This window comes from Salinarimonas ramus, assembly GCF_014645695.1.
GTDB lineage: Bacteria > Pseudomonadota > Alphaproteobacteria > Rhizobiales > Beijerinckiaceae > Salinarimonas > Salinarimonas ramus.
In genome coordinates, this window is the sequence record NZ_BMMF01000010.1 from 144,924 (window position 1) to 165,580 (window position 20,657).

19 protein-coding genes are annotated in these 20,657 nt (G+C 71.0%); 7 read left to right on the forward strand and 12 right to left on the reverse strand.

The window, feature by feature from the left end; genetic code table 11:
* Positions 1-8: 8 nt before the first annotated feature.
* The 3 genes from choV to IEX89_RS16890 form a co-directional block, all read right to left on the reverse strand.
* Positions 9-1,277 carry a choline ABC transporter ATP-binding protein gene (gene choV, locus IEX89_RS16880; protein ID WP_188914418.1) on the reverse strand — a complete coding sequence of 423 codons (1,269 nt, stop codon included), beginning with the start codon at positions 1,275-1,277 and terminating at the stop codon, positions 9-11.
* Positions 1,274-2,125 (reverse strand): choline ABC transporter permease subunit, encoded by an 852-nt coding sequence (gene choW / locus IEX89_RS16885; RefSeq protein WP_188914419.1) that lies wholly within the window; start codon positions 2,123-2,125, stop codon positions 1,274-1,276. The genes choV and choW overlap by 4 nt, the downstream gene beginning before the upstream one ends.
* Positions 2,126-2,308: 183 nt before the next feature.
* A complete protein-coding gene (locus IEX89_RS16890) occupies positions 2,309-3,262 on the reverse strand; it encodes a choline ABC transporter substrate-binding protein (protein WP_188914420.1) in 954 nt (317 codons plus the stop codon).
* Positions 3,263-3,472: 210 nt separating this feature from the next.
* Between IEX89_RS16890 and betI the strand changes: the two genes are divergently transcribed.
* From betI to betA, 3 genes are all read left to right on the forward strand, one after another.
* Positions 3,473-4,123 carry a transcriptional regulator BetI gene (betI, locus tag IEX89_RS24470; protein WP_244645532.1) on the forward strand — a complete coding sequence of 217 codons (651 nt, stop codon included), beginning with the start codon at positions 3,473-3,475 and terminating at the stop codon, positions 4,121-4,123.
* Entirely contained in the window at positions 4,120-5,580 is a 1,461-nt protein-coding gene (gene betB, locus IEX89_RS16895) for a betaine-aldehyde dehydrogenase (RefSeq protein WP_373290599.1), read from the forward strand. Before betI ends, betB begins: the two co-directional genes overlap by 4 nt.
* 114 nt (positions 5,581-5,694) lie before the next feature.
* Positions 5,695-7,401 carry a choline dehydrogenase gene (gene betA / locus IEX89_RS16900; protein ID WP_188914422.1) on the forward strand — a complete coding sequence of 569 codons (1,707 nt, stop codon included), beginning with the start codon at positions 5,695-5,697 and terminating at the stop codon, positions 7,399-7,401.
* 2 nt (positions 7,402-7,403) lie between these two features.
* Here the strand turns inward: betA and IEX89_RS16905 are convergent, their stop codons facing one another.
* A complete protein-coding gene (locus IEX89_RS16905) occupies positions 7,404-8,192 on the reverse strand; it encodes a class I SAM-dependent methyltransferase (protein ID WP_188914423.1) in 789 nt (262 codons plus the stop codon).
* 161 nt (positions 8,193-8,353) lie between these two features.
* On the opposite strand from IEX89_RS16905, the gene IEX89_RS16910 reads away from it, so the two are divergent.
* Entirely contained in the window at positions 8,354-9,373 is a 1,020-nt protein-coding gene (locus IEX89_RS16910) for a serine hydrolase domain-containing protein (protein WP_188914424.1), read from the forward strand.
* A 22-nt stretch (positions 9,374-9,395) separates the two neighbouring features.
* Here IEX89_RS16910 and IEX89_RS16915 read toward each other — a convergent pair whose 3' ends face one another.
* Positions 9,396-9,854, reverse strand: a complete 459-nt coding sequence (locus IEX89_RS16915) for a CAP domain-containing protein (protein WP_188914425.1) — start codon at positions 9,852-9,854, stop codon at positions 9,396-9,398.
* A 100-nt stretch (positions 9,855-9,954) separates the two neighbouring features.
* On the opposite strand from IEX89_RS16915, the gene IEX89_RS16920 reads away from it, so the two are divergent.
* Positions 9,955-11,178: a TIGR03862 family flavoprotein gene (locus tag IEX89_RS16920; protein ID WP_244645533.1), complete on the forward strand. Its 1,224-nt coding sequence runs from the start codon at positions 9,955-9,957 to the stop codon at positions 11,176-11,178.
* Positions 11,179-11,190: 12 nt separating this feature from the next.
* On the opposite strand, the gene IEX89_RS16925 is transcribed toward IEX89_RS16920, so the two are convergent.
* From IEX89_RS16925 to IEX89_RS16950, 6 genes are all read right to left on the reverse strand, one after another.
* The gene (locus IEX89_RS16925; protein WP_188914427.1) at positions 11,191-11,745 is read right to left on the reverse strand and encodes a BLUF domain-containing protein; all 555 of its coding nucleotides are present in this window, start codon (positions 11,743-11,745) and stop codon (positions 11,191-11,193) included.
* Positions 11,746-11,873: 128 nt separating this feature from the next.
* On the reverse strand, positions 11,874-14,117 hold the full coding sequence (gene parC, locus IEX89_RS16930) for a DNA topoisomerase IV subunit A (protein ID WP_188914428.1): 2,244 nt from the start codon (positions 14,115-14,117) through the stop codon (positions 11,874-11,876).
* Positions 14,118-14,216: 99 nt separating this feature from the next.
* Positions 14,217-15,620, reverse strand: coding sequence for a methyl-accepting chemotaxis protein (locus tag IEX89_RS24635; protein ID WP_188914429.1), 1,404 nt, complete (start codon positions 15,618-15,620; stop codon positions 14,217-14,219).
* Entirely contained in the window at positions 15,595-16,116 is a 522-nt protein-coding gene (locus IEX89_RS16940) for a PAS domain-containing protein (protein WP_188914430.1), read from the reverse strand. Before IEX89_RS16940 ends, IEX89_RS24635 begins: the two co-directional genes overlap by 26 nt.
* Positions 16,117-16,239: 123 nt before the next feature.
* On the reverse strand, positions 16,240-17,175 hold the full coding sequence (locus IEX89_RS16945) for a sugar kinase (RefSeq protein ID WP_188914431.1): 936 nt from the start codon (positions 17,173-17,175) through the stop codon (positions 16,240-16,242).
* Between the two features lie 17 nt (positions 17,176-17,192).
* A complete protein-coding gene (locus IEX89_RS16950) occupies positions 17,193-18,653 on the reverse strand; it encodes an FAD-binding oxidoreductase (protein WP_188914432.1) in 1,461 nt (486 codons plus the stop codon).
* A 145-nt stretch (positions 18,654-18,798) separates the two neighbouring features.
* On the opposite strand from IEX89_RS16950, the gene IEX89_RS16955 reads away from it, so the two are divergent.
* Together IEX89_RS16955 and IEX89_RS16960 are read left to right on the forward strand one after the other, a co-directional pair.
* Positions 18,799-19,236: a YqaA family protein gene (locus tag IEX89_RS16955; protein ID WP_188914433.1), complete on the forward strand. Its 438-nt coding sequence runs from the start codon at positions 18,799-18,801 to the stop codon at positions 19,234-19,236.
* Between the two features lie 82 nt (positions 19,237-19,318).
* Positions 19,319-20,017 carry a fumarylacetoacetate hydrolase family protein gene (locus IEX89_RS16960; protein WP_188914434.1) on the forward strand — a complete coding sequence of 233 codons (699 nt, stop codon included), beginning with the start codon at positions 19,319-19,321 and terminating at the stop codon, positions 20,015-20,017.
* Positions 20,018-20,064: 47 nt separating this feature from the next.
* On the opposite strand, the gene IEX89_RS16965 is transcribed toward IEX89_RS16960, so the two are convergent.
* Positions 20,065-20,574, reverse strand: coding sequence for an OsmC family protein (locus IEX89_RS16965; RefSeq protein WP_188914435.1), 510 nt, complete (start codon positions 20,572-20,574; stop codon positions 20,065-20,067).
* Positions 20,575-20,657: the final 83 nt, after the last annotated feature.

The following is a 20,657-nucleotide window of genomic DNA, read 5'->3' on the forward strand; positions in this document are numbered from 1 at the left end:
CTCCCCGCTCACGCCGCGTTCGGCTCCGCCTTCGCCGCCTCGTCCCCGCTCTCCCCGCGCTCCCCGCGCTCGGTGGCGCCGAGCACGCCGTCGTAGAGTTCCTTCTCGCCCAGCACCCCGATCGCGCGGCCGTCCTTGGCGACGACGAGGAGCGCGCCCGTGCGGCGGCGAATCTCGATCGCCTCGCGCAGGGTCACGTCCGGCGAGACCACCACGACGGCGTCGGCCGGCCCGGCCTCGGCCATCGTCGCCTCGCCTTCCCAGATCCGCACGGGCGCCGGCCCGCGCCCGTCGACACGCGCGCCGACGACGCGTCCGTCGGGACCGAGCTCCAGCGTCACGCCCGAGCCGGGCTCGCCGACGATGCGTCCGTCGCGCAACCGCGTCAGCGCCTCGAGCGGCGTCATCAGGCTCTGGCCGCGCAGCACGTTGACGGGGTTCATGTGCGCGACGAACTCGGCCACGTAGGCGTTGGCGGGGTTGAGCGCGATGTCCTCGGGCGTGCCGGTCTGGACGATGCGCCCTCCTTCCATGATGGAGATGCGGTCGCCGATCTTCATCGCCTCGTCGAGGTCGTGGGAGACGAAGAGGATGGTCTTCTTCAGCTCCTTCTGCAGCTGCACCAGCTCGTCCTGCAGCTTCGAGCGGATGAGCGGGTCGAGCGCCGAGAACGGCTCGTCCATCAAGAGGATCGGCGCGTCCATGGCGAAGGCGCGCGCGAGACCCACGCGCTGCTGCATGCCGCCCGAGAGCTCGTGCCCGTAGGCGCCCGCCCAGTCGGAGAGGCCGACGAGCGCGAGCTTCTCGTGGACGACCGTCTCGATCTCGGCCTTGGAGCGCCCGTTCACCTCGAGCCCGAAGCCGACGTTCTGCGCCACCGTGCGCCAGGGCAGGAGCGCGAATTGCTGGAAGACCATGGCGACGCCGCGCCCGCGCAGGCGCTTGAGGTCGGCCGGCCGGCGATTGGCGACGTCGATCTCCTCGCCGTCGAAGGAGACGAGAACGCGCCCGCGCGAGACCCGGTTGAGCCCGTTGACGCAGCGCAGCAGCGAGGACTTGCCGGAGCCGGACAGCCCCATCAGCACCGAGATCTCGCCCTCCGCGACCTCGAGGTTCGCGTCGGCGACGCCGAGGATGGCGCCGGTCTCCTTCTGGATCGTCTCGCGGTCGCAGCCGCGGTCGAGGAGCGCCAGCGCCTCCCGCTGCCGATCGCCGAAGACGAGGTCGACATGCTCGAAGCGCACGGCGATGGAGCGGCTCGTCGCGTTCGTCGTCATCGGGTGGACCTCTGCGGCTGCTTGCACAGGCGGTCGAGGACGACGGCGAGGAGCACGATGGCGAGCCCGGCCTCGAAGCCCATGGCGATGTTGACGGTGTTGAGCGCGCGCACGACCGGCTGCCCGAGGCCGCCCGCGCCGACGAGGGCGGCGATCACCACCATCGAGAGCGAGAGCATGATGCATTGCGTGAGCCCTGCCATGATGGTGGGGAGCGCGTGCGGCAGCTCGACCTTCCACAGGATCTGGCGGCGCGAGGCGCCGAAGCTCTCGCCCGCTTCGATCAGCGCGCGCGGCGTCGAGGTGACGCCGAGATAGGTGAGGCGCACGGGGGCGGCCACGGCGAAGATGACGGTGGAGATCAGCCCCGGCACGACGCCGAGGCCGAACAGGATCAGCGTCGGGATCAGGTAGACGAAGGTCGGGATCGTCTGCGTCAGGTCGAGCATCGGCCGCAGCACCTGGTAGAGCCAGGCGCGATGCGCCGCCGCAACGCCGAGCGGCACGCCGATGAGCATGCACAAAGCGGTGGCGAAGACGACGAGGGAGAGCGTTTCCATCGTCTCCTCCCAGTAGCCCAGGTTGATCACGAGCAGGAAGGAGACGACGACGAGGGCCAGCAGCTTCCAGTCGCGATGGATCGCCCACGCGATGGCGCCGAACAGAGCCACGATCGCCAGCGGATGCGCCCACAGGAGCGCCTCCGTCACGCCGTCGATGACGAAGCCGAGGCTGTCGGAGATGGCGTAGAAGACGAAGGCGGCGTGGTCGTTGAGCCAGTCCACCCCGTCCCCGATCACCCGCCCGAGCGGAATCTTGTTGTCGGTGAGCCAGGCGATCGGGTCCATGGGGGAAAGCTCCTGCTCGGTCCTTCCCTGCAGGGGAAGGTGGATCGTCGGCGCAGCCGACGAGACGGTCGGGGCACGCGGGACGCGTGCTCGGCGCAGCCGAAACGGCGCCGAACGTCGAGGCGACGGACCCCACCCCTAGCCGCCTGCGGCGGCATTCCCCTCCCCTACAGGGAGGGAGATTCAGCCGCCGAGCGCCGCGCGCACGGCCTCGGCGCCGTTCTCGCCCTCGACGGTGGTGACGCCCTCGACCCAGGAGAGCGCGGTGTCGACGTTCTGCTCGAGCCAGGCGCGGGCGGCGGCGTCGGGCGCGGTGCCGTCGTCGAGGATCGCACCCATGATCTCGTTCTCCATGGCGAGCGAGAACTCGAGGTTCGTGAGGAGCTGCGCGAGGTTCGTGCACTCCTCCATCAGCCCGGCGCGCACGTTGGTGAAGACCTCGGCACCGCCGTAGTTCGGGCCGAAGACGTCGTCGCCGCCCGACAGGTAGACGAGATCGAAATTGGCGTTCATCGGATGGGGCTCCCAGCCGAGGAACACGATGCCCTGCTCGCGATCCTCGGAGCGGCGCACCTGAGCGAGCATGCCCTGCTCGGAGCTCTCGACGAGCTCGAAGGAGCCCAGCCCGAACATGTCCTCGTCGATCATCGACTGGATCAGCCGGTTGCCGTCGTTGCCGGGCTCGATGCCGTAGATCTCGCCGTCGAGCTGATCGGCGAAGTCCGCGATGTCCGAGAAGTCGGTCAGCCCCTGCTCGGCGAGGTAGGCCGGGACGGCGAGCGTGTACTTCGCGCCCGTCAGGTTCGGCTTCTCCAGCACGATCACGGTACCCGCCTCGCGATAGGACGCCAGATCGGCCTCCATCGTCGGCATCCAATTGCCGAGGAAGACGTCGACGTCGCCGTTCGCGAGCGAGGCGTAGGTCACCGGCACGGAGAGGAGCTCCGCCTCGGGCGCGTAGCCGAGCGCCTCGAGCACGACCGACACCGCCGCCGTGGTCGCGGTGATGTCCGTCCAGCCGACATCGGCGAAGACCGGGGCGCGGCACGCTTCCGGCACGGCGGCCTGGGCGAGGGCCGGCGCGGTCGAGAGCGCGAGCATTCCTGCTGCGGCGAGGGCGGTGTGGCGGATGGTCATCGGGTCGTCTCTCCTTGTCGGGCCTCGAACCCCTCGACGCACGAAGGCGCCTCTGTCGGCTCGCGAATGCGTCGCCGCAGCCGGAGCGCTGGTATGCGCCTCGGCGAACACGGCTTAACGTCTGGGCCAAAATTGATTGACCGTTCAATTAAAATCGGGCAGGCTGCGGATGTCAACCCACTTGAAAGAATTGCCGCGAAGGTTCCGCTGATGCCGCGTGTCGGCGTGTCGAATATCCGCAAGAAGCAGCTGATCGAGGCAACCATCGCCGCGATCCATGCGCATGGCTACGACGACACCACCATGGCGAAGATCGCCAAGCGCGCGGGAATGTCTCCAGGGCTGATCGCGCATTATTTCGGGTCGAAGGACGAGCTCTTGGAAGCGACGATGCGTTCGCTCCTCACCGACCTCCAGGCGCTGGTCTCGCAGCGGCTCGCCGCCGCGGGGCGTGCGCCCCGCGCGCGGCTGGAGGCGATCGTCGGGGCGAATTTCGACGAGAGCCAATGCGCCCGCGAGACGGTCTCCGCCTGGCTCGCCTTCTGGGGGCAGGTGCCGCACGTGCCGGCGCTGGGGCGCCTCCAGCGCGTCTATGCGCGGCGCTTGCACTCGAACCTCAAGCGCGAGTTCGGCCGCCTCGGCGTCGCGCCGCAGGAGACCGACTACCTCGCCGAGGTGACGGCGAGCCTGATCGACGGCGTGTGGATGCGCGCGGGTCTCTCCGGCGGCGGGCTCGACACGGTCGGCGCCCGGCGCCTCGTGGGCGAGACGATCGACCTGCACCTCGCGGCGCGCGGCATCGCCCGCGCCGCCGACGACCACAGCGATGCCGCCGAACGAAAGAAGAGGAAGACGGCGTGACGACGAACCTCCCCCTGTATATCGGCGGCGCGCGCCGCCCCGCCACCTCCGGCGAGCGTTTCGAGACGCGCAATCCCGCGGACGGCTCCGTGCTCGCCACGATCGACGTCGCGGGAGCGGCCGACGTCGACGCCGCAGTCGAAGCGGCGCGCGAGGGCTTTCGCGTCTGGTCGGCGATGAGCGGCATCGCGCGCGGGCGCATCCTCATGCGCGCCGCCGCCATCTTGCGCGCGCGCAACGACGAGCTCGCCCGGCTCGAGACGCAGGACACGGGCCGCCCGATCTCGGAGACCTCCGTCGTCGACGTGATCTCCGGCGCGGACTGCCTCGAATATTACGCGGGCATGGCGCCCACCCTCACCGGCCGGCACATCCCGCTGGGAGAGGAGGCCTTCGCCTATACCCGCCGCGAGCCGCTGGGCATCTGCGCGGGCATCGGTGCCTGGAACTACCCGATCCAGATCGCCTGCTGGAAGTCGGCGCCCGCGCTCGCCTGCGGCAACGCCATGATCTTCAAGCCCGCCGAGCTGACGCCGCTCACCGCCATGGCCCTCGCCGAGATCTACGCGGAAGCCGGCCTGCCACCGGGCGTGTTCAATGTCGTCCAAGGCTTCGCCGAGACGGGACGCCTGCTCACCCGCCACCCCGGCATCGCCAAGGTCTCGCTCACGGGCGAGGTCGGCACCGGCAAGGCGGTGATGGCGGACGCGTCGACGACGCTCAAGCACGTGACGATGGAGCTCGGCGGCAAGTCGCCGATGGTCGTCTTCGACGACGCCAAGCTCGACAACGCGGTGGGCGGCGCGCTGCTCGGCAACTTCTATTCCCAGGGCGAGATCTGCTCGAACGGGACGCGCGTCTTCGTCCAGCGCGGCGCCATGGACGCCTTCCTCGACAAGCTCGTCGCCCGCACCAAGGCGATGGTGATCGGCGATCCCATGGATCCCGCGACCCATGTCGGCCCGCTGATCTCGCACGAGCACATGGGCAAGGTGCTCGCCGCCATCGAGCGCGGCAAGGCGGCGGGCGCGGAGCTGCTCGTCGGCGGCGAGCGGGTGACGGAGAACGGCCTCGACAGCGGCTTCTGGGTCGCGCCGACGATCTTTTCCGCCTGCACGGACGAGATGGACATCGTGCGCGAGGAGATCTTCGGGCCGGTGATGACGGTGCTCCCCTTCGACGAGGAGGAGGAGGTGATCGCGCGCGCCAACGCCACGCCCTACGGCCTCGCGGCGGGCGTCTTCACCAACGACCTCACCCGCGCCCACCGCGTGGCGGCCGCGCTCGAGGCGGGCACGGTGTGGATCAACGCCTACAACCTCACACCGATCGAGATGCCCTTCGGCGGCGTCAAGCAATCGGGGCTCGGCCGCGAGAACGGGCATGCGGCCATCGAGCACTACACCCAGGAGAAGAGCGTCTACGTCGCGCTCGGCGACGTGGAAGCGCCCTATTGAGGCCCGAGAGGCGAGACGAGACGCCGATGAAGAGCTCGACGTTCTCCCCTCTCCCTCGGGGAGAGGGGAGTCGCCTCGGCGCACGCCATCGACGCACTCGCGAGAGAAGACATCATGACCAACAGCTTCGACTACATCATCGTCGGCGCGGGCTCCGCGGGGTGCGTGCTCGCCAACCGCCTCAGCGAGGACGCGGACGTCACGGTGCTCCTGCTGGAGGCCGGGCCGAAGGACCATTGGTGGGACTGGCGCATCCACATGCCGAGCGCGCTCTCCTACCCGATGCAGTCGAAAACCTACAATTGGGACTACTGGACCGAGCCGCAGCCGAACCTCGCCGGCCGGCGCATGCATTGGCCGCGCGGCAAGGTGCTCGGCGGCTCGTCCTCCATCAACGGGATGGCCTATGTCCGCGGACACGCGCTCGATTACGAGCGCTGGGCGGCGGAGGATACGGCGCTGGCGCACTGGTCCTACGCCAACGTGCTCCCCTATTTCCGCAAGTCCGAGGCCCGCGCGAAGGGCGCGGACGCCTATCACGGCGCCGACGGGCCCCTGCGGGTCTCCACAGGCATCGCGAAGAACCCGCTCTACCAGGCATGGATCGAGGCCGGCATCCAGGCGGGATACGACCGCACGGAGGACCAGAACGGCTACCAGCAGGAAGGGCTCGGCACGATGGACATGACGGTCCATCGCGGGCGCCGCTGGTCGACCGCGCAGGGCTACCTGCGCCCGGCCATGAACCGGCCGAACCTCACCGTGCGCACGGGGGTGACCACGCTGGAGATCATCCTGGACGGCACGCGCGCCCGCGGCGTCGTCGTCTCGGACCCCTCCGACGGCATCGAGAGCCTCTTCGCCGAGCGCGAGACGATTCTCAGCGCCGGCGCCATCGGCTCGCCGCAGCTCCTCATGCTCTCGGGCATCGGCAATCCCGACGAGCTGAAGGCGGCGGGCGTGACGCCGCGTCACGACCTGCCCGGCGTCGGCGAGAACCTGCAGGACCACCTCGAGATCTACGTCCAGCAGGAGAGCCGCGAGCCGATCACGCTCTACTCGGCGCTCGCCCCCGTCTCGAAGGTGAAGATCGGGCTCGAATGGTACCTGAGGAAGACGGGCCTCGGAGCCACCAACCACTTCGAGACCGGCGGCTTCATCCGCTCGCGCGCGGGCGTGCGCCACCCCGACCTGCAATACCACTTCCTGCCCATGGCCGTGCGCTACGACGGGCGCAACCCCTCCGACCGCCACGGCTACCAGGCCCATGTCGGGCCCATGCGCTCGAAGAGCCGCGGCAAGATGCGGCTTTCGAGCGCGGATCCGGCCGCGCATCCGATCATCGACCCGCGCTACATGTCCCATCCCGAGGATTGGGAGGAGATGCGCGCGGCCGTGCGGCTCACCCGCGAGATCTTCGCGCAGGCGGCCTTCGACCGCTTCCGCGGCGAGGAGCTGGCGCCGGGGCCGGACGTCCGCACCGACGCCGAGATCGACGCCTGGGTCGCACGCAATTGCGAGAGCGCCTACCACCCGTCCGGCGCCTGCAAGATGGGCTCCGACCCCATGGCCGTCGTCGACGGCGAATGCCGCGTCCACGGCATCGCGGGGCTGCGCGTGGTCGATTCGGCGATCATGCCCTCGATCGTCTCGGGCAACCTGAACGCTCCGACGATCATGCTCGCCGAGAAGGCCGCCGACCTGATCCGCGACCGCGCCCCCCTCCCCGCCTCCAACGCCCCGTGGCACGAGGACGAGGCGTGGGAGACGAGGCAGCGGCCGGGGGCGCCGCAGGCACGGGTGGCGGACGCGGCGGAGTAGGCTCACCCCGCCTTCCGGCACCGCACGTGCAGGAAGATCGGCGCGACACGCGTATCGGCCACCACCGGCTCGGCGGCGGCTTCCTCCTCGGTGGCGCGGGGCTCGCCCATGGCGTCGATGGTGAAGCCGGCGGCGGCCACCATCTCGACCCAGCGCGACAGCGGGCGGTGGAAGCGCGGGACGCGGAATGGCGAGAGACTGGCGCGCTCCTCGGGTGGGACGGTTGAGAAGATCCAGGTCTCGATGTCTCCGTCGATCTCCTCGAAATAGCCGCCGATCTCGAGCGCCACGACCCGGCCCGCCTCGTCGCGCACGTTGCGATGCCGCGGAGGGACGAAACAGGGGTGGAGGATCGAGAACTGGAGGAAGCCGCCGGGCCGCAGCACGCGGCGCGCCTCGGCGAGCGCGCCCTGCTGATCGGGTACGTCCATCAGCGACATGAAGGCGGTGGCGAAGTCGAAGGCGCCGTCGGCGAAGGGCAAGGCGGCCGCGTCGGCGACCTCGTAGGCGATGCCGAGCGGCGCGGCCGCCTCGGCCTCGCGGGCGTGGCGCACGAAGGTCGGCGCGATGTCGATGCCCGTCATCCGCGCGCCGAGCCCGGCCACGGCGCGCGTGTTCGCCCCCTCGCCGCAGCCGATGTCGAGCCCGACGAGACCGGTGACCGGCGGGAGCAGAGCGAGGAAGGCGGGCGTGTTGAGCACGTCGCGATAGCGGTCGTGGCCGGCGCGCACGAGGCGCGTCCAGGTCTCGGCGTTCTCCTCCCAGAGGGCGGCGACCTCGTCGGATCTCATCTGCAGGCTCCCCGATAAGCTACCTCTCGTCGCGGCGGACGGCTCTCTTAGCGGTTTGCACGGCGGGCACAAGCCGGATCCGCGCCGCCGCTGCTCTCCCGCGGTCGTGCGACCCCGCGCCCGACTTGGCGCGCGGTGACCGACTCCCCAGCTACAGCCCCATGCCGATCGATCGCCGCGCCCTCCTCGCCCTCGCCGCCGCCGCCGCGACGCTCCCACCCACCCTCGCGAGGGCGCAGGAGGCGCGGCCCGAGACCCTCGACGCGCTCCTCGACGAGGCGCGCGCGTTCGATGCGCTCGAGACCGTGCTCGTCTCCCGCGAGCGGCGGGTGCTCGCCGAGCGCGGCTATGGCGGCGCTTCGCCGGATCGCGCGACGAACATCAAGTCGGCCTCGAAGACCATCGTCTCGGCCCTCGTCGGCATCGCCATCGAGCGCGATATCCTCCACGGGGTGGATCAGCCGATCGCGCCGCTCCTGCGCGACAAGCTGCCCGCCGATCCCGATCCGCGCCTTTCCCAGATCACGATCGGCCATCTGCTCACGATGCGCGCGGGCCTCGAGCGGACCTCGGGCGCCAATTACGGCTCGTGGGTCGCGAGCCGCGACTGGGTGCACGACGCGCTTCGCCGCCCCTTCGTCGACGAGCCCGGCGGGCGCATGCTCTATTCCACCGGCTCGACGCATCTCCTCTCCGCGATCCTCGCCCGCGAGAGCGGACGTCCGACCCGCGCGCTCGCCGACGAGTGGCTCGGCGCGATCGAGGGCTTCCGCATCGCGGATTGGGAGCGCAGCCCGCAGGGCATCCATCTCGGTGGCAACCAGATGGCCATGACCCCGCGCTCGCTCCTCGCCTTCGGCGAGACCTACGCCGCGGGCGGGCGCGCCGCCGACGGGACGCAGGTGATCCCAGAGGCGTGGGTGGAGGAGAGCTGGCGCCCGCGCACCCGCTCGCGCTTCACCGGAGACGGCTACGGCTATGCCTGGTTCGCCCGGCGGCTCGCGGGGCGCGACGTGCGCTACGCCTGGGGCTACGGCGGGCAGATGCTCTACGTCGTGCCCGAGCTCGACCTCGTCATCGCCATGACGTCGGACGAGACGCGCCCCTCCGCCCGCACCGGCTATCGCGATCGCCTCCACGCGCTGGCGGGCGCGATCATCGACATCGTCGCCGCCGCCTGACCCGCGTCCAGGCGCGCGGCGCTCAGTCGGAGGCGAGCACCAGCACGTCGAAGGTGCGGTGGCGCGTCTGCGGGGCGAGGGCGCGGACGTAGCCGATGCGGGTGGAAGCCGGGCTGATCAGCGCGCGGTGGTGATCGGGCGAGGCCTTCCAGGTGGCGAGCGCCGCCTGCGGCGTCGGATCCCCGGCGGCGAGGTTCTCGAAGGCGTGGTCGGTGTCGACGCCGTGGCGGTGGATGCGGCCCGTGAAATTGCCGTGAGCGAGGCGGTCGCGGCCGGCGACGGTGCGTGCCTGCTCCTCCGCCGCCGCCATCAGCGAGGTATCGACCCGCAAAGCGGGCAGGCCGCGCTCGGCGCGGTATTGCGAGAGCATGCGGGCCATGTCCTGCGCGTGCCCGCGCTCGATCGTCACCGGCCCGCTGTCGGGCAGGAGCGCGCAGGCGGAGACGAGGAGCGCGAGTGCGGTGGCGAGGAGGATCTTCATGGCCCGCCTCCCCTGCCGCCACGCTCGGGCGAAATCAAGGCCGGGCTGGACTTGCCCCACGGATCGCGTATCCCACCGGTCCCGAGAGGAGATCGCCGCCTTGTCCCTGCCCCACGTCGTCATCGTCGGCGCCGGCCCGGCCGGCCTCGCGGCCGCCGAGCGTCTCGCGCAGGCCGGCGGCGTCGCCGTCACGATCGTCGAGCGCATGCCCACGCCCGCGCGCAAGTTCCTGCTCGCCGGGCGCGGCGGGCTGAACCTCACGCATTCCGAGCCGCTGCCGGGTTTCCTGCGCCATTACGGCGGCAGCGCCGCGGAGATCGTCGCGGACGCGATCGGCCGCTACACGCCCCTTGCGCTGCGGGACTGGGCGGCCGATCTCGGCGCGCCGACCTTCGTGGGCTCCTCGGGACGCGTCTTTCCCGAGAGCTTCAAGGCGAGCCCGCTCGCCCGCGCCTGGCTCTCCCGGCTCGAACGCCGGGGCGTGCGGCTCCTGTCGCGCACGCGCTGGACGGGCTTCGGGCCCGACGATTCGCTCGCGCTCGAGCGGGCCGGCGAACGGTCGACGCTCGCGGCGGACGCCACGATCCTCGCGCTCGGCGGCGCTTCCTGGCCGCGGCTCGGCTCGGACGGTGCGTGGACCGCGATCCTCGCGGCCTCGGGTGTCGCCGTCGCGCCGCTCGCGCCGATGAACGCGGGCGTGGAGATCGCCTGGAGCGACGTGTTTCGCCAGCGCTTCGCCGGCATGCCGCTCAAGCGCATCGCCATCGGCGTCGGCGCGCCCGCGGACCCCGCGGCTGTCACCGAGGCGATCATCACCGCGCAGGGGCTCGAAGGCACCGGCATCTACGCGCGCTCCGCCGAGATCGGCGAGGCGCTGGAGCGCGGCGGAGCGGTCGCGCTGCATCTCGATCTGCGCCCCGATCTCGCCCGCGACGCCCTCGCCGAACGGATCGCCGCCGCACCCAAGGGGCGCACGCTCACGGAGCGCCTGCGCCGCGCCGGCCTCTCGGCCCCCGCCATCGGGCTCCTGCGCGAAGCGGGGCCACTTCCAGCGGAGCCCGCCGGCATCGCGGCGCGCGCCAAGGAGTGCATCCTCACGATCGAGCGCATGCGCCCCATCGAGCGGGCGATCTCGACGCGCGGGGGCATCCTGGCGGACGCGCTCGACGAGACGCTGATGCTGCGCGCGCTGCCGGGCGTCTTCGCGGCCGGCGAGATGCTCGACTGGCACGCGCCGACGGGCGGCTACCTGCTGCAAGGCTGCTTCGCCACCGGCCGCGCCGCCGCCGAGGGCGTGCTCGCGCGGCTCGCCGGCGGGGCCTGACGGGCGCGTTCGCTACTCGGCCGCCTCGACGAAGACGACGTCGTCGAGGAAGCCGGCGGTCGGGCACGGGGCGCCGAGCAGCGCGTTGTCCTGCGCCTGCGCCTGTGCGACGGCCTCCAGGAACGCCACGAGCGCGGTGGGTGTCATCGCCCGCAAGTCGAGGCTGGGCCCGTGCCGGTAGCGCGCGACGAGCGTCTCCGGCGCGTCCGCGATGTCGCTGAACGCCATCGTCCACTGCGAGAAGCGTCGCTCGTCGACGGCGCGCATGTCGAGGATCTCGATCGCTTCGTGGCGCGTGTCGCGACAGATGCGGGCGAAGGTGTCGGACACCGCCGCGCGGCCGCCTTCGAGCACCTGCGCGAACAGGCCGGGGCCGGCGACCAGCACGCCGGTGAGCGCGGCATCGGCATTGCGCCGACGGGACTCGACGAGGATCTCGTCGCACATGGCCAGGAAGTCGTCGCGCGAGTCGCGGCGCGGCGCCTTCCGCGATCTCCCCTGCGAATCCCCCTGCCGGCCCACCGTGCGGGGTCGGCTGACATAGACGAGGCGCACCAACGTCGTCATCGCTCTCTCCCGGAGGCGCACCGTTCGAGCGGTGCGCGCATCAGTAGTTTTCCAGGGTGAGGATGCGCAGGAAGTGTTAACGAGAGGCGATCCGAAAACGCGAAATTTCCGCCTCTCGATCGTTGAAATTACGAAAACCTGTTCGTCTTCGGGAAGCCCTTGGGCGGCAGGCGCCCGGCATCGGCGCGGTTGGCGATCCAGTCGCGGAGGTCCTCGCCCTTGACCGTCCAGGTGCGGCCGGACGTGTCGACCCAGGTGAGCCCGTCGGCGAGCGCGAAGACCTTGGCGTCCGAGACGCCGCCGTCGCGGTAGCGCTGCAGGCGCACGCCTTTGCCGCGGCTCATCTCCGCCACCTGCGCCAGCGGGAAGACGAGGAGCTTGCGGTTCTCGCCGACGATGGCGACGTGGTCGCCGTCCGCCGGCACGGCGAGCACGGCCTTCGCGCCGGCGTCGACGTTGAGCGCGAGCTTGCCCTTGCGGGTATTGGCGACGAGCGCGTCCGTCGGCGCGACGAAGCCGCGCCCGTCGGTGGAGACGAGGAGCCGCTTCTGCCCGGCGACGTAGGGGAAGATCGCCGCGATCTCGGCATCGTCGTCGAAATCGACCATGAGCCGGATCGGGTCGCCGAAGCCGCGCCCCCCGGGCAGCTTCGAGGCGTCCAGCGTGAAGGCCTTGCCGTTGGTCGCGAGCGCGAGGATCTTCGCCGTCGTCTCCGTGTGGAAGGAGAAGGCGAGCGCGTCGTCGCCCTTGAAGGCCACAGCCGAGACGTCCTGCACGTGCCCCTTGAGCGCGCGGATCCAGCCCTTCTTCGAGACGATGACCGTGATCGGCTCGCGCTCCACCATCGCCTCGGTGATGTCGATGCCGGCCGTGTCGGGCATGTCCTCGAAGCTGGTGCGCCTGCGCCCGAGCGTGGTCTCGCCGGAGAAGCTCTTGCGCACGTCGCGGATCTGCTTGGCGACCGCCTTCCACTGCTTGCCCTCGCTGGCGAGGAGCGCGTCGAGCCCGGCGCGCTCCTCGGTGAGCGTGTCGAGCTCGCGCTTGAGCTCCATCTCCTCGAGCTTGCGCAACGACCGCAGGCGGGTGTCGAGGATGGCGTTCGCCTGGATCTCGGTGAGCTCGAAGGTGCGCATCAGCTCCGCCTTCGGCTCGTCCTCCTCGCGGATGATGCGGATGACCTCGTCGAGGTCGAGATAGATGACGAGGAGGCCGCGCAGGATCTCGAGGCGCCGGTCGATCGCCGCCATGCGGTGGCGCGAGCGTCGCTGGAGCACGTCCCGGCGATGGTCGAGCCAGGCCCGCAGCGCCTCGGCGAGCCCGATGACGCGGGGCACCGTGCCGCCCATGAGGACGTTCATGTTGAGCGGCACGCGCGCCTCGAGGTCGGTGAGGCGAAACAGCGATTCCATCATCAGCGCCGGATCGACCGTGCGCGAGCGCGGCTCGAAGACGACGCGCACGTCCTCCGCCGATTCGTCGCGTACGTCCGCCACGAGCGGGAGCTTGCGCTCGGCCATCAGCTCCGCGATCTTCTCGATCATGCGCGACTTGCCGACGCCGTAGGGGATCTCGGTCACCACGACCGACCATTGCCCGCGCCCGCTGTCCTCCTTGTGCCAGCGCGCGCGCACGCGAAAGCCGCCGCGCCCGGTATTGTAGGCCTCGACGATCTGCTCGCGCTTCTCGACGATGATGCCGCCGGTGGGGAAGTCCGGACCCGGCACGAAGGCGAGGAGCTGCTCGGACGTCGTCTGCGGATGGTCGATCAGGTAGAGCGCAGCGTCGCACAGTTCCGCCGCGTTGTGCGGCGGGATCGAGGTCGCCATCCCGACCGCGATGCCCTGCGAGCCGTTGGCGAGGAGGTTCGGGAAGGCCGCCGGCAGGACGACGGGCTCCTCGGTGGAGCCGTCGTAGTTCGGCCGGAAGTCCACCGTGTCCTCGTCGATGCCATCGAGCAGCAGGCGCGCGACCTCGGTCATGCGCGCTTCGGTGTAGCGGTAGGCCGCAGCCGCGTCGCCGTCGATGTTGCCGAAATTGCCCTGGCCGTCGACCAGCGGGTAGCGCGAGGCGAAGTCCTGGGCCAAGCGCACCAGCGCGTCGTAGATCGCCTGGTCGCCGTGGGGATGGAACGAGCCCATCACGTCGCCGACGACCTTGGCGGACTTCTTGAAGGCGGTGCCGGGATCGAGCCGCAGCAGGCGCATGCCGTAGAGGATGCGCCGGTGCACGGGCTTCAAGCCGTCGCGCGCGTCCGGCAGCGCGCGATGCATGATCGTCGAGAGCGCGTAGGCGAGGTATCGCTCCTCGAGCGCGTCCTTCAGGTTGATGCTCTCGGCGTCTTCGCCGGAGGGCGGATCGACGGGCTTGCCCATGGATTGCCTCGAGGTGGTCCGTGACCCTCGTGGCTAGAACGGATGGTGTACGAAGGCAAGAGCGGCGGCGGACTTGTCCACCGCTGCCCTCGCTCTTTCTCAGCTCGCGCGGCGCATGGCCACGGGCTTGCGCTCCTCCCGGCGATCCTCCCGCCGCTCGGGCCCGGCATAGCTCGGGTCCTCCTCCTTGCGGCGGTCCATCGGGCCACGGCGCAGGGCCACCAGGAAGGCGCGGACCTCCTCGCCGAGGCGCCGCCCCTGCGCCTCCACGTCGGCCGCCGCCGAAAGCACCTGGCCAGCCGTTCGGCGCGAGCCCTGCACGTTCTCGGAGACGCCGTGGATGTTCTCCGTCACGTTCCGCGTGCCCGACGAGGCCTGCTCGACGTTCCGCGCGATCTCCGCCGTGGCGGCGGTCTGGGAGGCGATGGCGTTGGCGATCTGAGAGGAGGCGCGGTCGATCTCCTCGATGAGGCGCCCGATGTCGGTGATGGCGCCCACCGCGCCCGACGTCGCGGATTGCAGCTCGTTCACCTGGGCGGCGATCTCCTCGGTCGCCTTCGCGGTCTGTCCCGCGAGCGTCTTCACCTCGGCGGCGACGACGGCGAAGCCGCGCCCGGCATCGCCTGCGCGTGCGGCCTCGATGGTGGCGTTGAGGGCGAGCAGGTTCGTCTGGTCGGCGATGGCGTTGATCAGCTCGACCACCTTGCCGATGCGTTCGGCGGCGCCCGACAGCCCCTCGACGATGGCCTGCGTCTCGCCGGCGCGCGCCACCGCCTGGCGGGCGCGATCGGCGGAGCGCTGGGCCTCGTCGACGACCTCCTGGGCGGAGGCCGAGAGCTCGGTCGCCGCGGACGCGACGGTCTCGACCGAGATCGCCATCTCCTCGGAGGCGGCGGCGACGGCGCTGGCGCGCTCGTTCGTCGTCCCGGCGCCGGTCTCCATCTGCGCGGCCATCTCGCCCATGGTGCGCGAGGCCTCCGACAGGGTCGAGACGATGGCCTCGATCGCCTCCTCGAAGGAGGCGGTGGAGGCGTTGAAGGCGGCGACGCGGCTCTCGATCACCGCGGTCGCCTCGTTGATGGTGAGCGCCGCGCCGCCGAGCGCGCCTTCGAGCCCGTCGGGGAGGATGCGGCGGTAGTACTTGTTGTTGCGCACGGCCTCCATGGAGGCCGCCGCCTCGCGCACGAAGGCGTCGATGCGGTCCGTCGTGTCGTTGACCTGGTGCATCAGCGCGCCGAGCCCGCCGCCCTCGCGGATGCCCACGAGGCGCGCCTCGAAGTCGCCGCGGCCGATGCGGCGGACGATATCGGTCGTGCGCGCGAGCGCGGCGTTCACGCGGCGCAGCATGGCGCCCGCATAGACGAGCCCGGCGAGGCCGAGGCCGCCGCTCGCCAGCGTCGTGGTCGATTCGAGAGCGGGGCCGCCGAGCGCGAGGCCGATCCCTCCCAGTCCGGCGACGCCGAGGCCGAGGCCGGCCTTAGAGAGAGAAGACGAAGCGATCATAATCGTGCCCCTTGGCGCCGATGACGGAAGAGAGGTGCGCGGATGAGGCGGCGAGCGCCTCCTTGCCGTTCTTGTGGCCGGCTTCGATGCGCGTCAGCTCGCGATAGAGCGGCTCGATCTTGGCGAGCGCGGCTCGGTCGGGAACGCGGCGGTTCGAGTGGAAGCCCGTGACCTGGCGCGCGCCGTCGAAGGAGGGCGTCACGTGGGCGAAGACCCAGTAATGATCACCCGTCTTGGTCATGTTCTTCACGTAGGCGAAGATCTCGCGCCCGGCGAGGATCGCGTCCCACAGGAGCCGGAAGACCGCGCGCGGCATGTCCGGATGCCTGATCATGGCGTGGGGCTGGCCGATGACTTCCGTCTCGGAATAGCCGGAAATGTCGCAGAACGTCGCGTTCGCGTAGGTGATGCGGCCCTTCAGGTCCGTCTTGGAGACGATGAGGTCCGACTTCTCGAACATCACCTCTCTCTGCGTCGGTGTAATCGCTTGCCCCATGGCGCACCTCGCACGTCGCTTCTTCAGTCGGTTCGTAGACCCGATTTCGCGTGCGGGGCGTCTAAACTTCGTTAAAGTGTCGCAGCTTCCGTGTTCCTACCTATGCCATTTCGGATTGCTCCGTTAACGGTCGGCGAGGAACGCCTCCACCCGCTCGCGGGTCGGGAGCGGCGCCACCGCGCCGATGCCGGTGGTAGAGAGCGCCGCCGCCGCGTTGGCGTAGGCGCCGGCGCGCAGCGCGTCGCCGTGGCGGAGATACTCGGCGAGGAAGGCCCCGTCGAAGGCGTCTCCCGCGCCCGTGGCGTCGATGGCGTCGACGCGCCGCGCCGGGATCACCGTCGGCGCGCCCTCCCCCGTCGCGATCATTGCGCCGTCCTTGCCGAGCGTGAGCGCCACGACGCGCGCGCCGAGCCGCAGGTAGTCGGCGCAGATCTCCTCCGGCCGGTCGAGCCCGGTGAGCTGGCGCGCGTCGTCGAGGCCCGGGAGCACGATGTCCGCCATCCCGGCCGCCGCCTGGATGATGGCGCGGGCGCGGTCGAGCGGCCACAGCCGCAGGCGCAGGTTCGTGTCGTAGGAGACGAGCGCCCCCGCCTCGCGCGCCGTCCGCATGGCGGCGAACACCGCGTCCGTGCAGGAGGGCGAGATCGCCTGGCTGATGCCGGAGGCGTGGACGATGCGCGCGCGCGCGATCGCCTCGCGCGGCAGCTCGGCAACGCTCACGAGGCTCGCGGCCGAGCCCTGGCGGTAATAGCTGAAATCGTGGCCGTCCGGCCCGTAGGAGATGAAGTAGACGCCCGTGCGCTCGCCCGCGCGGCGGATCACGGCGGAGGTGTCGACGCCCTCCTTCTCCCAAAGGTCGAGGAAGGCCTGGCCGAACGTGTCGTCGCCCACCGCCGTCGCCATGGCCGCGCGCGCGCCCTGGCGGGCGGCGGCGATGGCGACGTTGGAGCAGTCCCCGCCGAATCCCGGCGCGTAGAGCCGGCCCTCGGCGGTGCCGGTCTCGGCGAGCTCCATCAGGGGCTCGCCGATGGAGAGGATGTCGATCGTCTTCTCGGTCATGATCGGTCTCGTGGCGCTCAGCGTCCAGGCAGGGCTGCGGGCGCCTCGGGCGAGAGCGCCACGACCTTGCCCGGGTTGAGGGTGTCGCGCGGGTCGAGAGCGGCCTTGACGGCCAGCATCATCTCGATCGCGACGGGGTCCTTGTAGAGCTTGAGCTCGTCGCGCTTGATCAGTCCCACCCCGTGCTCGGCGGCGATGGAGCCGTCATAGGCGTGGACGATGTCGTGGACGATGCGGTTGAAGCGCTCCCATTCGGCGAGGAACGCCGCCTTCTCCATGCCCACCGGCTGGGTGAGGTTGAAGTGGATGTTGCCGTCGCCGAAATGGCCGAAGGCGCACACGCGGATGCCGTCCATCGCCGCCTCGCAGGCCGTCGAGGCTTCGACGATGAAGTCCGCCACGCGCGAGACCGGCACGGACACGTCGTGCTTGATCGAGCCGCCCTCGCGGCCCTGCACCTCCGACAGCATCTCACGCAGCTTCCACAAAGCCGCGTTCTGCGCCTCGCTCGCGCCGATCGTCGCGTCCTCGACGAGCCCCTCCTCGATCGCGGCGCCGAGCACGGTCTCGATCACGCTCGCGAGATCCGCGTCCGCCCGCGGCGAGGAAAGCTCGACGAGGGCGTAGGCCGCGTGCTCGCCTTGGAGCGGGCGCGTGACGCCGTCGGCGTGCTTGAGCACGAGCTCTAGCCCGAAGCGGGGGATGTACTCGAAGGCCGTGAGCTGGTCTCCGGCCCCCTCGCGCAGGCGCTCGAACACCTGGAGCGCCGCCTGCGGCCCTTCGCAGCCGAGGAATGCCGTCACCGTCGCCTTGGGCTTGGGGTAGAGCTTCAGCACCGCCGCCGTGATGATGCCGAGCGTGCCCTCCGAGCCGACGAAGAGGTGCTTGAGGTCGTAGCCCGTGTTGTCCTTGCGCAGGCCCTTGAGCCCGTTCCAGATCCGCCCGTCGGCGAGCACGACCTCGAGGCCGAGAACGAGGTCGCGGGCATTGCCGTAGCGCAGCACGCCGGTGCCGCCGGCATTGGTCGCGAGGTTGCCGCCGATCTGGCAGGTGCCCTCGGACGCGAGCGAGAGCGGGAAGAGCCTGTCCGCCTCGTCCGCCGCGTCCTGGATCGTCTTGAGCGTGACGCCCGCCTCCACCGTGATCGTGGCGTTGACCGGATCGAGGCCGCGGATCGCGTTGAGCCGCGCCAGCGAGATCACGACGCCGCCATGCGGCACGCCGCCGCCGACGAGCCCGGTATTGCCGCCCTGCGGCACCACCGGCAAGCCCGCTTCGGAGCACTGGGCGAGCACGAAGGAGACCTCGTGAACGTCCCTGGGCCGCACCACGGCGAGGGCGCGCCCGCGATAGAGCCCGCGGCTCTCGATCAGATGCGGCTCGATGTCGGTGAGCGCGGAGACGACGTGCGCGGCGCCGAGGCGCTCGGCGAGGCGCGCGACGAGGGCGGCTTCGGCGGTCGAGGTGGCGTCGTTCATGGTCGTCCGGCGGGTTCGAGGCTGCGGGGCGTCTCCTTTAGCACGGAGCGGGGCGACGTGGTCACCCCTTGCACCGCGCACCGTCCGATGCGAGATCGCGCGCAGCCGCAAGGCCACCCATCCCTGCAACGCCGAGGAGCCGCCTTTGGGCGACATCGCCGCGCTCGCCGCCCTCGCCCTCTCCGCCTTCACCTCCGCGACGCTGCTGCCCGGCACGTCGGAGGCGGCCCTCGTGGGGCTCCTCGCGCTCGGCGAGACGGCGGCGTGGCTCGCGATCCTGGTGGCGACGGTCGCCAACGTCGCGGGATCGGCGGTGAACTGGGGCATCGGCCGCTATCTCGTGCGCTTCCGCGACCACCCGCGCTTCCCCGTCTCGCGGGAGCGCTACGCGCGCACGGAGGCGCTCTACCGGCGCTGGGGCGTCGCCTCGCTGCTGCTCTCGTGGACGCCGATCGTGGGCGATCCGCTGACGGTCGTCGCCGGCGTGATGCGCACGCCGCTCCTCCTCTTCCTCCCGATCGTCGTCCTCGCCAAGGGCGGGCGATACGTCGCCGTCGCGGCGCTGGCGGAAGGGCTCCTGTGAGCCCGGCCGGCATGCGTGTGGCGCTCCCCGAGGCCCTCGTCTAGGAATGACGGACGCTACGCCCGAGCGAGAGGCTCAGCCCATGACCTTCGTCTTCCCCGCCCCCGAGACGCCCGCGCTGCCCGTCGCGGGATCGAGCGCGCTCTTTCCCGCGCGGCGCGTCTATTGCGTCGGCCGGAACTACGCGGCGCACGCCCGCGAGATGGGCGGCGACCCGACCCGCGAGCCGCCCTTCTTCTTCATGAAGCCGACGGACGCGCTCCAGCCCGTGCCGGCGGACGCCATCGCCGAGCATTGCTACCCGCCGATGACGGCGAACTACCATTTCGAAGCGGAGCTCGTCTGCGCGCTCTCCCGCGGCGGACGGGACGTGCCGGTGGAGCGGGCGCTCGATCTCGTCTTCGGCTATGCGGTGGGCATCGACATGACCCGGCGCGACCTGCAGGACGAGGCGAAGAGCCTGCGCCGCCCCTGGGCGCTCGCCAAGGGCGCGGACCTGTCGGGGCCCGTGGGACCGATCCATCCGGTCTCCCAGGTGGGTCACATCGCCTCCGGCGAGATCCGGCTCGAGATCGACGGCGTGCCGCGCCAATCGGCCGACCTCTCCGACATGATCTGGTCCGTGGCCGAGCAGATCGCCTACCTGTCGCGCTACAACGAGCTCTTCGCCGGCGACGTGATCTTCACGGGCACGCCGGAGGGCGTCGGCGCCGTGAACCGCGGCGAGACCATGCGCGCGAGCATCGCCGGGCTCGGCGCCATCACGCTGCAGGTCGTGTGAGACGCGAGACGGCCGCCTTGGGGAGCGGCGGCCGTCTCGGTGAGCGATCAGCCCTTGGCGAGCGTCGCCTTCAGGTCGGGGCGGTGGCTCAGCGTCTGGAAGATGACGCAATAGCGCTCCGTCAGCGTCAGCAGCCGCTGGAGCTGCTCGTCGGTCGCGTCCGCGTCGACCTCGAAGGCGAGGCGGATGGCGCGAAAGCCCACCGGCGCCTCCTTGTCCACGCCGAGCGTGCCGCGGAAGTCGAGATCGCCCTCGGCCCGCACCGTGCCCGAGCGCACCGGGATCTCGAGCGCCGTCGCCACCGCCTTGAGCGTCACGCCGGCGCAGGCGACGAGCGCCTCGAGCAGCATGTCGCCGGAGCAGAGATCCGCCCCGGTGCCGCCGGCTGCCTTGTGCAGGCCGGCGACCGCCACCGCGCGGGCGGTCTCCACCTTGCAGGCCACGGCTTCGGAATCGAGCGTGCCCTGGGCTTTCATCGTGATGATCGAGGATTGCGGGTCCTCGCGGTACCTCTGCTTGAGAGGGGCTTGCAGGGCGCGCAGGTCGGCAGCGTCCATGGTCGTCTCCGGCAATCGTTCGGCGTTCCAATGCGACGCACCCGCCACCGGCGGCTGCGTATCGCGGGGTTCATCGCACTATG

Bases quoted from the DNA above. Each gene is read 5' to 3' on its own strand.
- choV (WP_188914418.1), bottom strand. From the start codon at position 1,277: ATGACGACGAACGCGACGAGCCGCTCCATCGCCGTGCGCTTCGAGCAT.
- choW (WP_188914419.1), bottom strand. From the start codon at position 2,125: ATGGACCCGATCGCCTGGCTCACCGACAACAAGATTCCGCTCGGGCGG.
- IEX89_RS16890 (WP_188914420.1), bottom strand. From the start codon at position 3,262: ATGACCATCCGCCACACCGCCCTCGCCGCAGCAGGAATGCTCGCGCTC.
- betI (WP_244645532.1), top strand. From the start codon at position 3,473: ATGCCGCGTGTCGGCGTGTCGAATATCCGCAAGAAGCAGCTGATCGAG.
- betA (WP_188914422.1), top strand. From the start codon at position 5,695: ATGACCAACAGCTTCGACTACATCATCGTCGGCGCGGGCTCCGCGGGG.
- IEX89_RS16905 (WP_188914423.1), bottom strand. From the start codon at position 8,192: ATGAGATCCGACGAGGTCGCCGCCCTCTGGGAGGAGAACGCCGAGACC.
- IEX89_RS16910 (WP_188914424.1), top strand. From the start codon at position 8,354: ATGCCGATCGATCGCCGCGCCCTCCTCGCCCTCGCCGCCGCCGCCGCG.
- IEX89_RS16915 (WP_188914425.1), bottom strand. From the start codon at position 9,854: ATGAAGATCCTCCTCGCCACCGCACTCGCGCTCCTCGTCTCCGCCTGC.
- IEX89_RS16925 (WP_188914427.1), bottom strand. From the start codon at position 11,745: ATGACGACGTTGGTGCGCCTCGTCTATGTCAGCCGACCCCGCACGGTG.
- parC (WP_188914428.1), bottom strand. From the start codon at position 14,117: ATGGGCAAGCCCGTCGATCCGCCCTCCGGCGAAGACGCCGAGAGCATC.
- IEX89_RS24635 (WP_188914429.1), bottom strand. From the start codon at position 15,620: ATGATCGCTTCGTCTTCTCTCTCTAAGGCCGGCCTCGGCCTCGGCGTC.
- IEX89_RS16940 (WP_188914430.1), bottom strand. From the start codon at position 16,116: ATGGGGCAAGCGATTACACCGACGCAGAGAGAGGTGATGTTCGAGAAG.
- IEX89_RS16945 (WP_188914431.1), bottom strand. From the start codon at position 17,175: ATGACCGAGAAGACGATCGACATCCTCTCCATCGGCGAGCCCCTGATG.
- IEX89_RS16950 (WP_188914432.1), bottom strand. From the start codon at position 18,653: ATGAACGACGCCACCTCGACCGCCGAAGCCGCCCTCGTCGCGCGCCTC.
- IEX89_RS16960 (WP_188914434.1), top strand. From the start codon at position 19,319: ATGACCTTCGTCTTCCCCGCCCCCGAGACGCCCGCGCTGCCCGTCGCG.
- IEX89_RS16965 (WP_188914435.1), bottom strand. From the start codon at position 20,574: ATGGACGCTGCCGACCTGCGCGCCCTGCAAGCCCCTCTCAAGCAGAGG.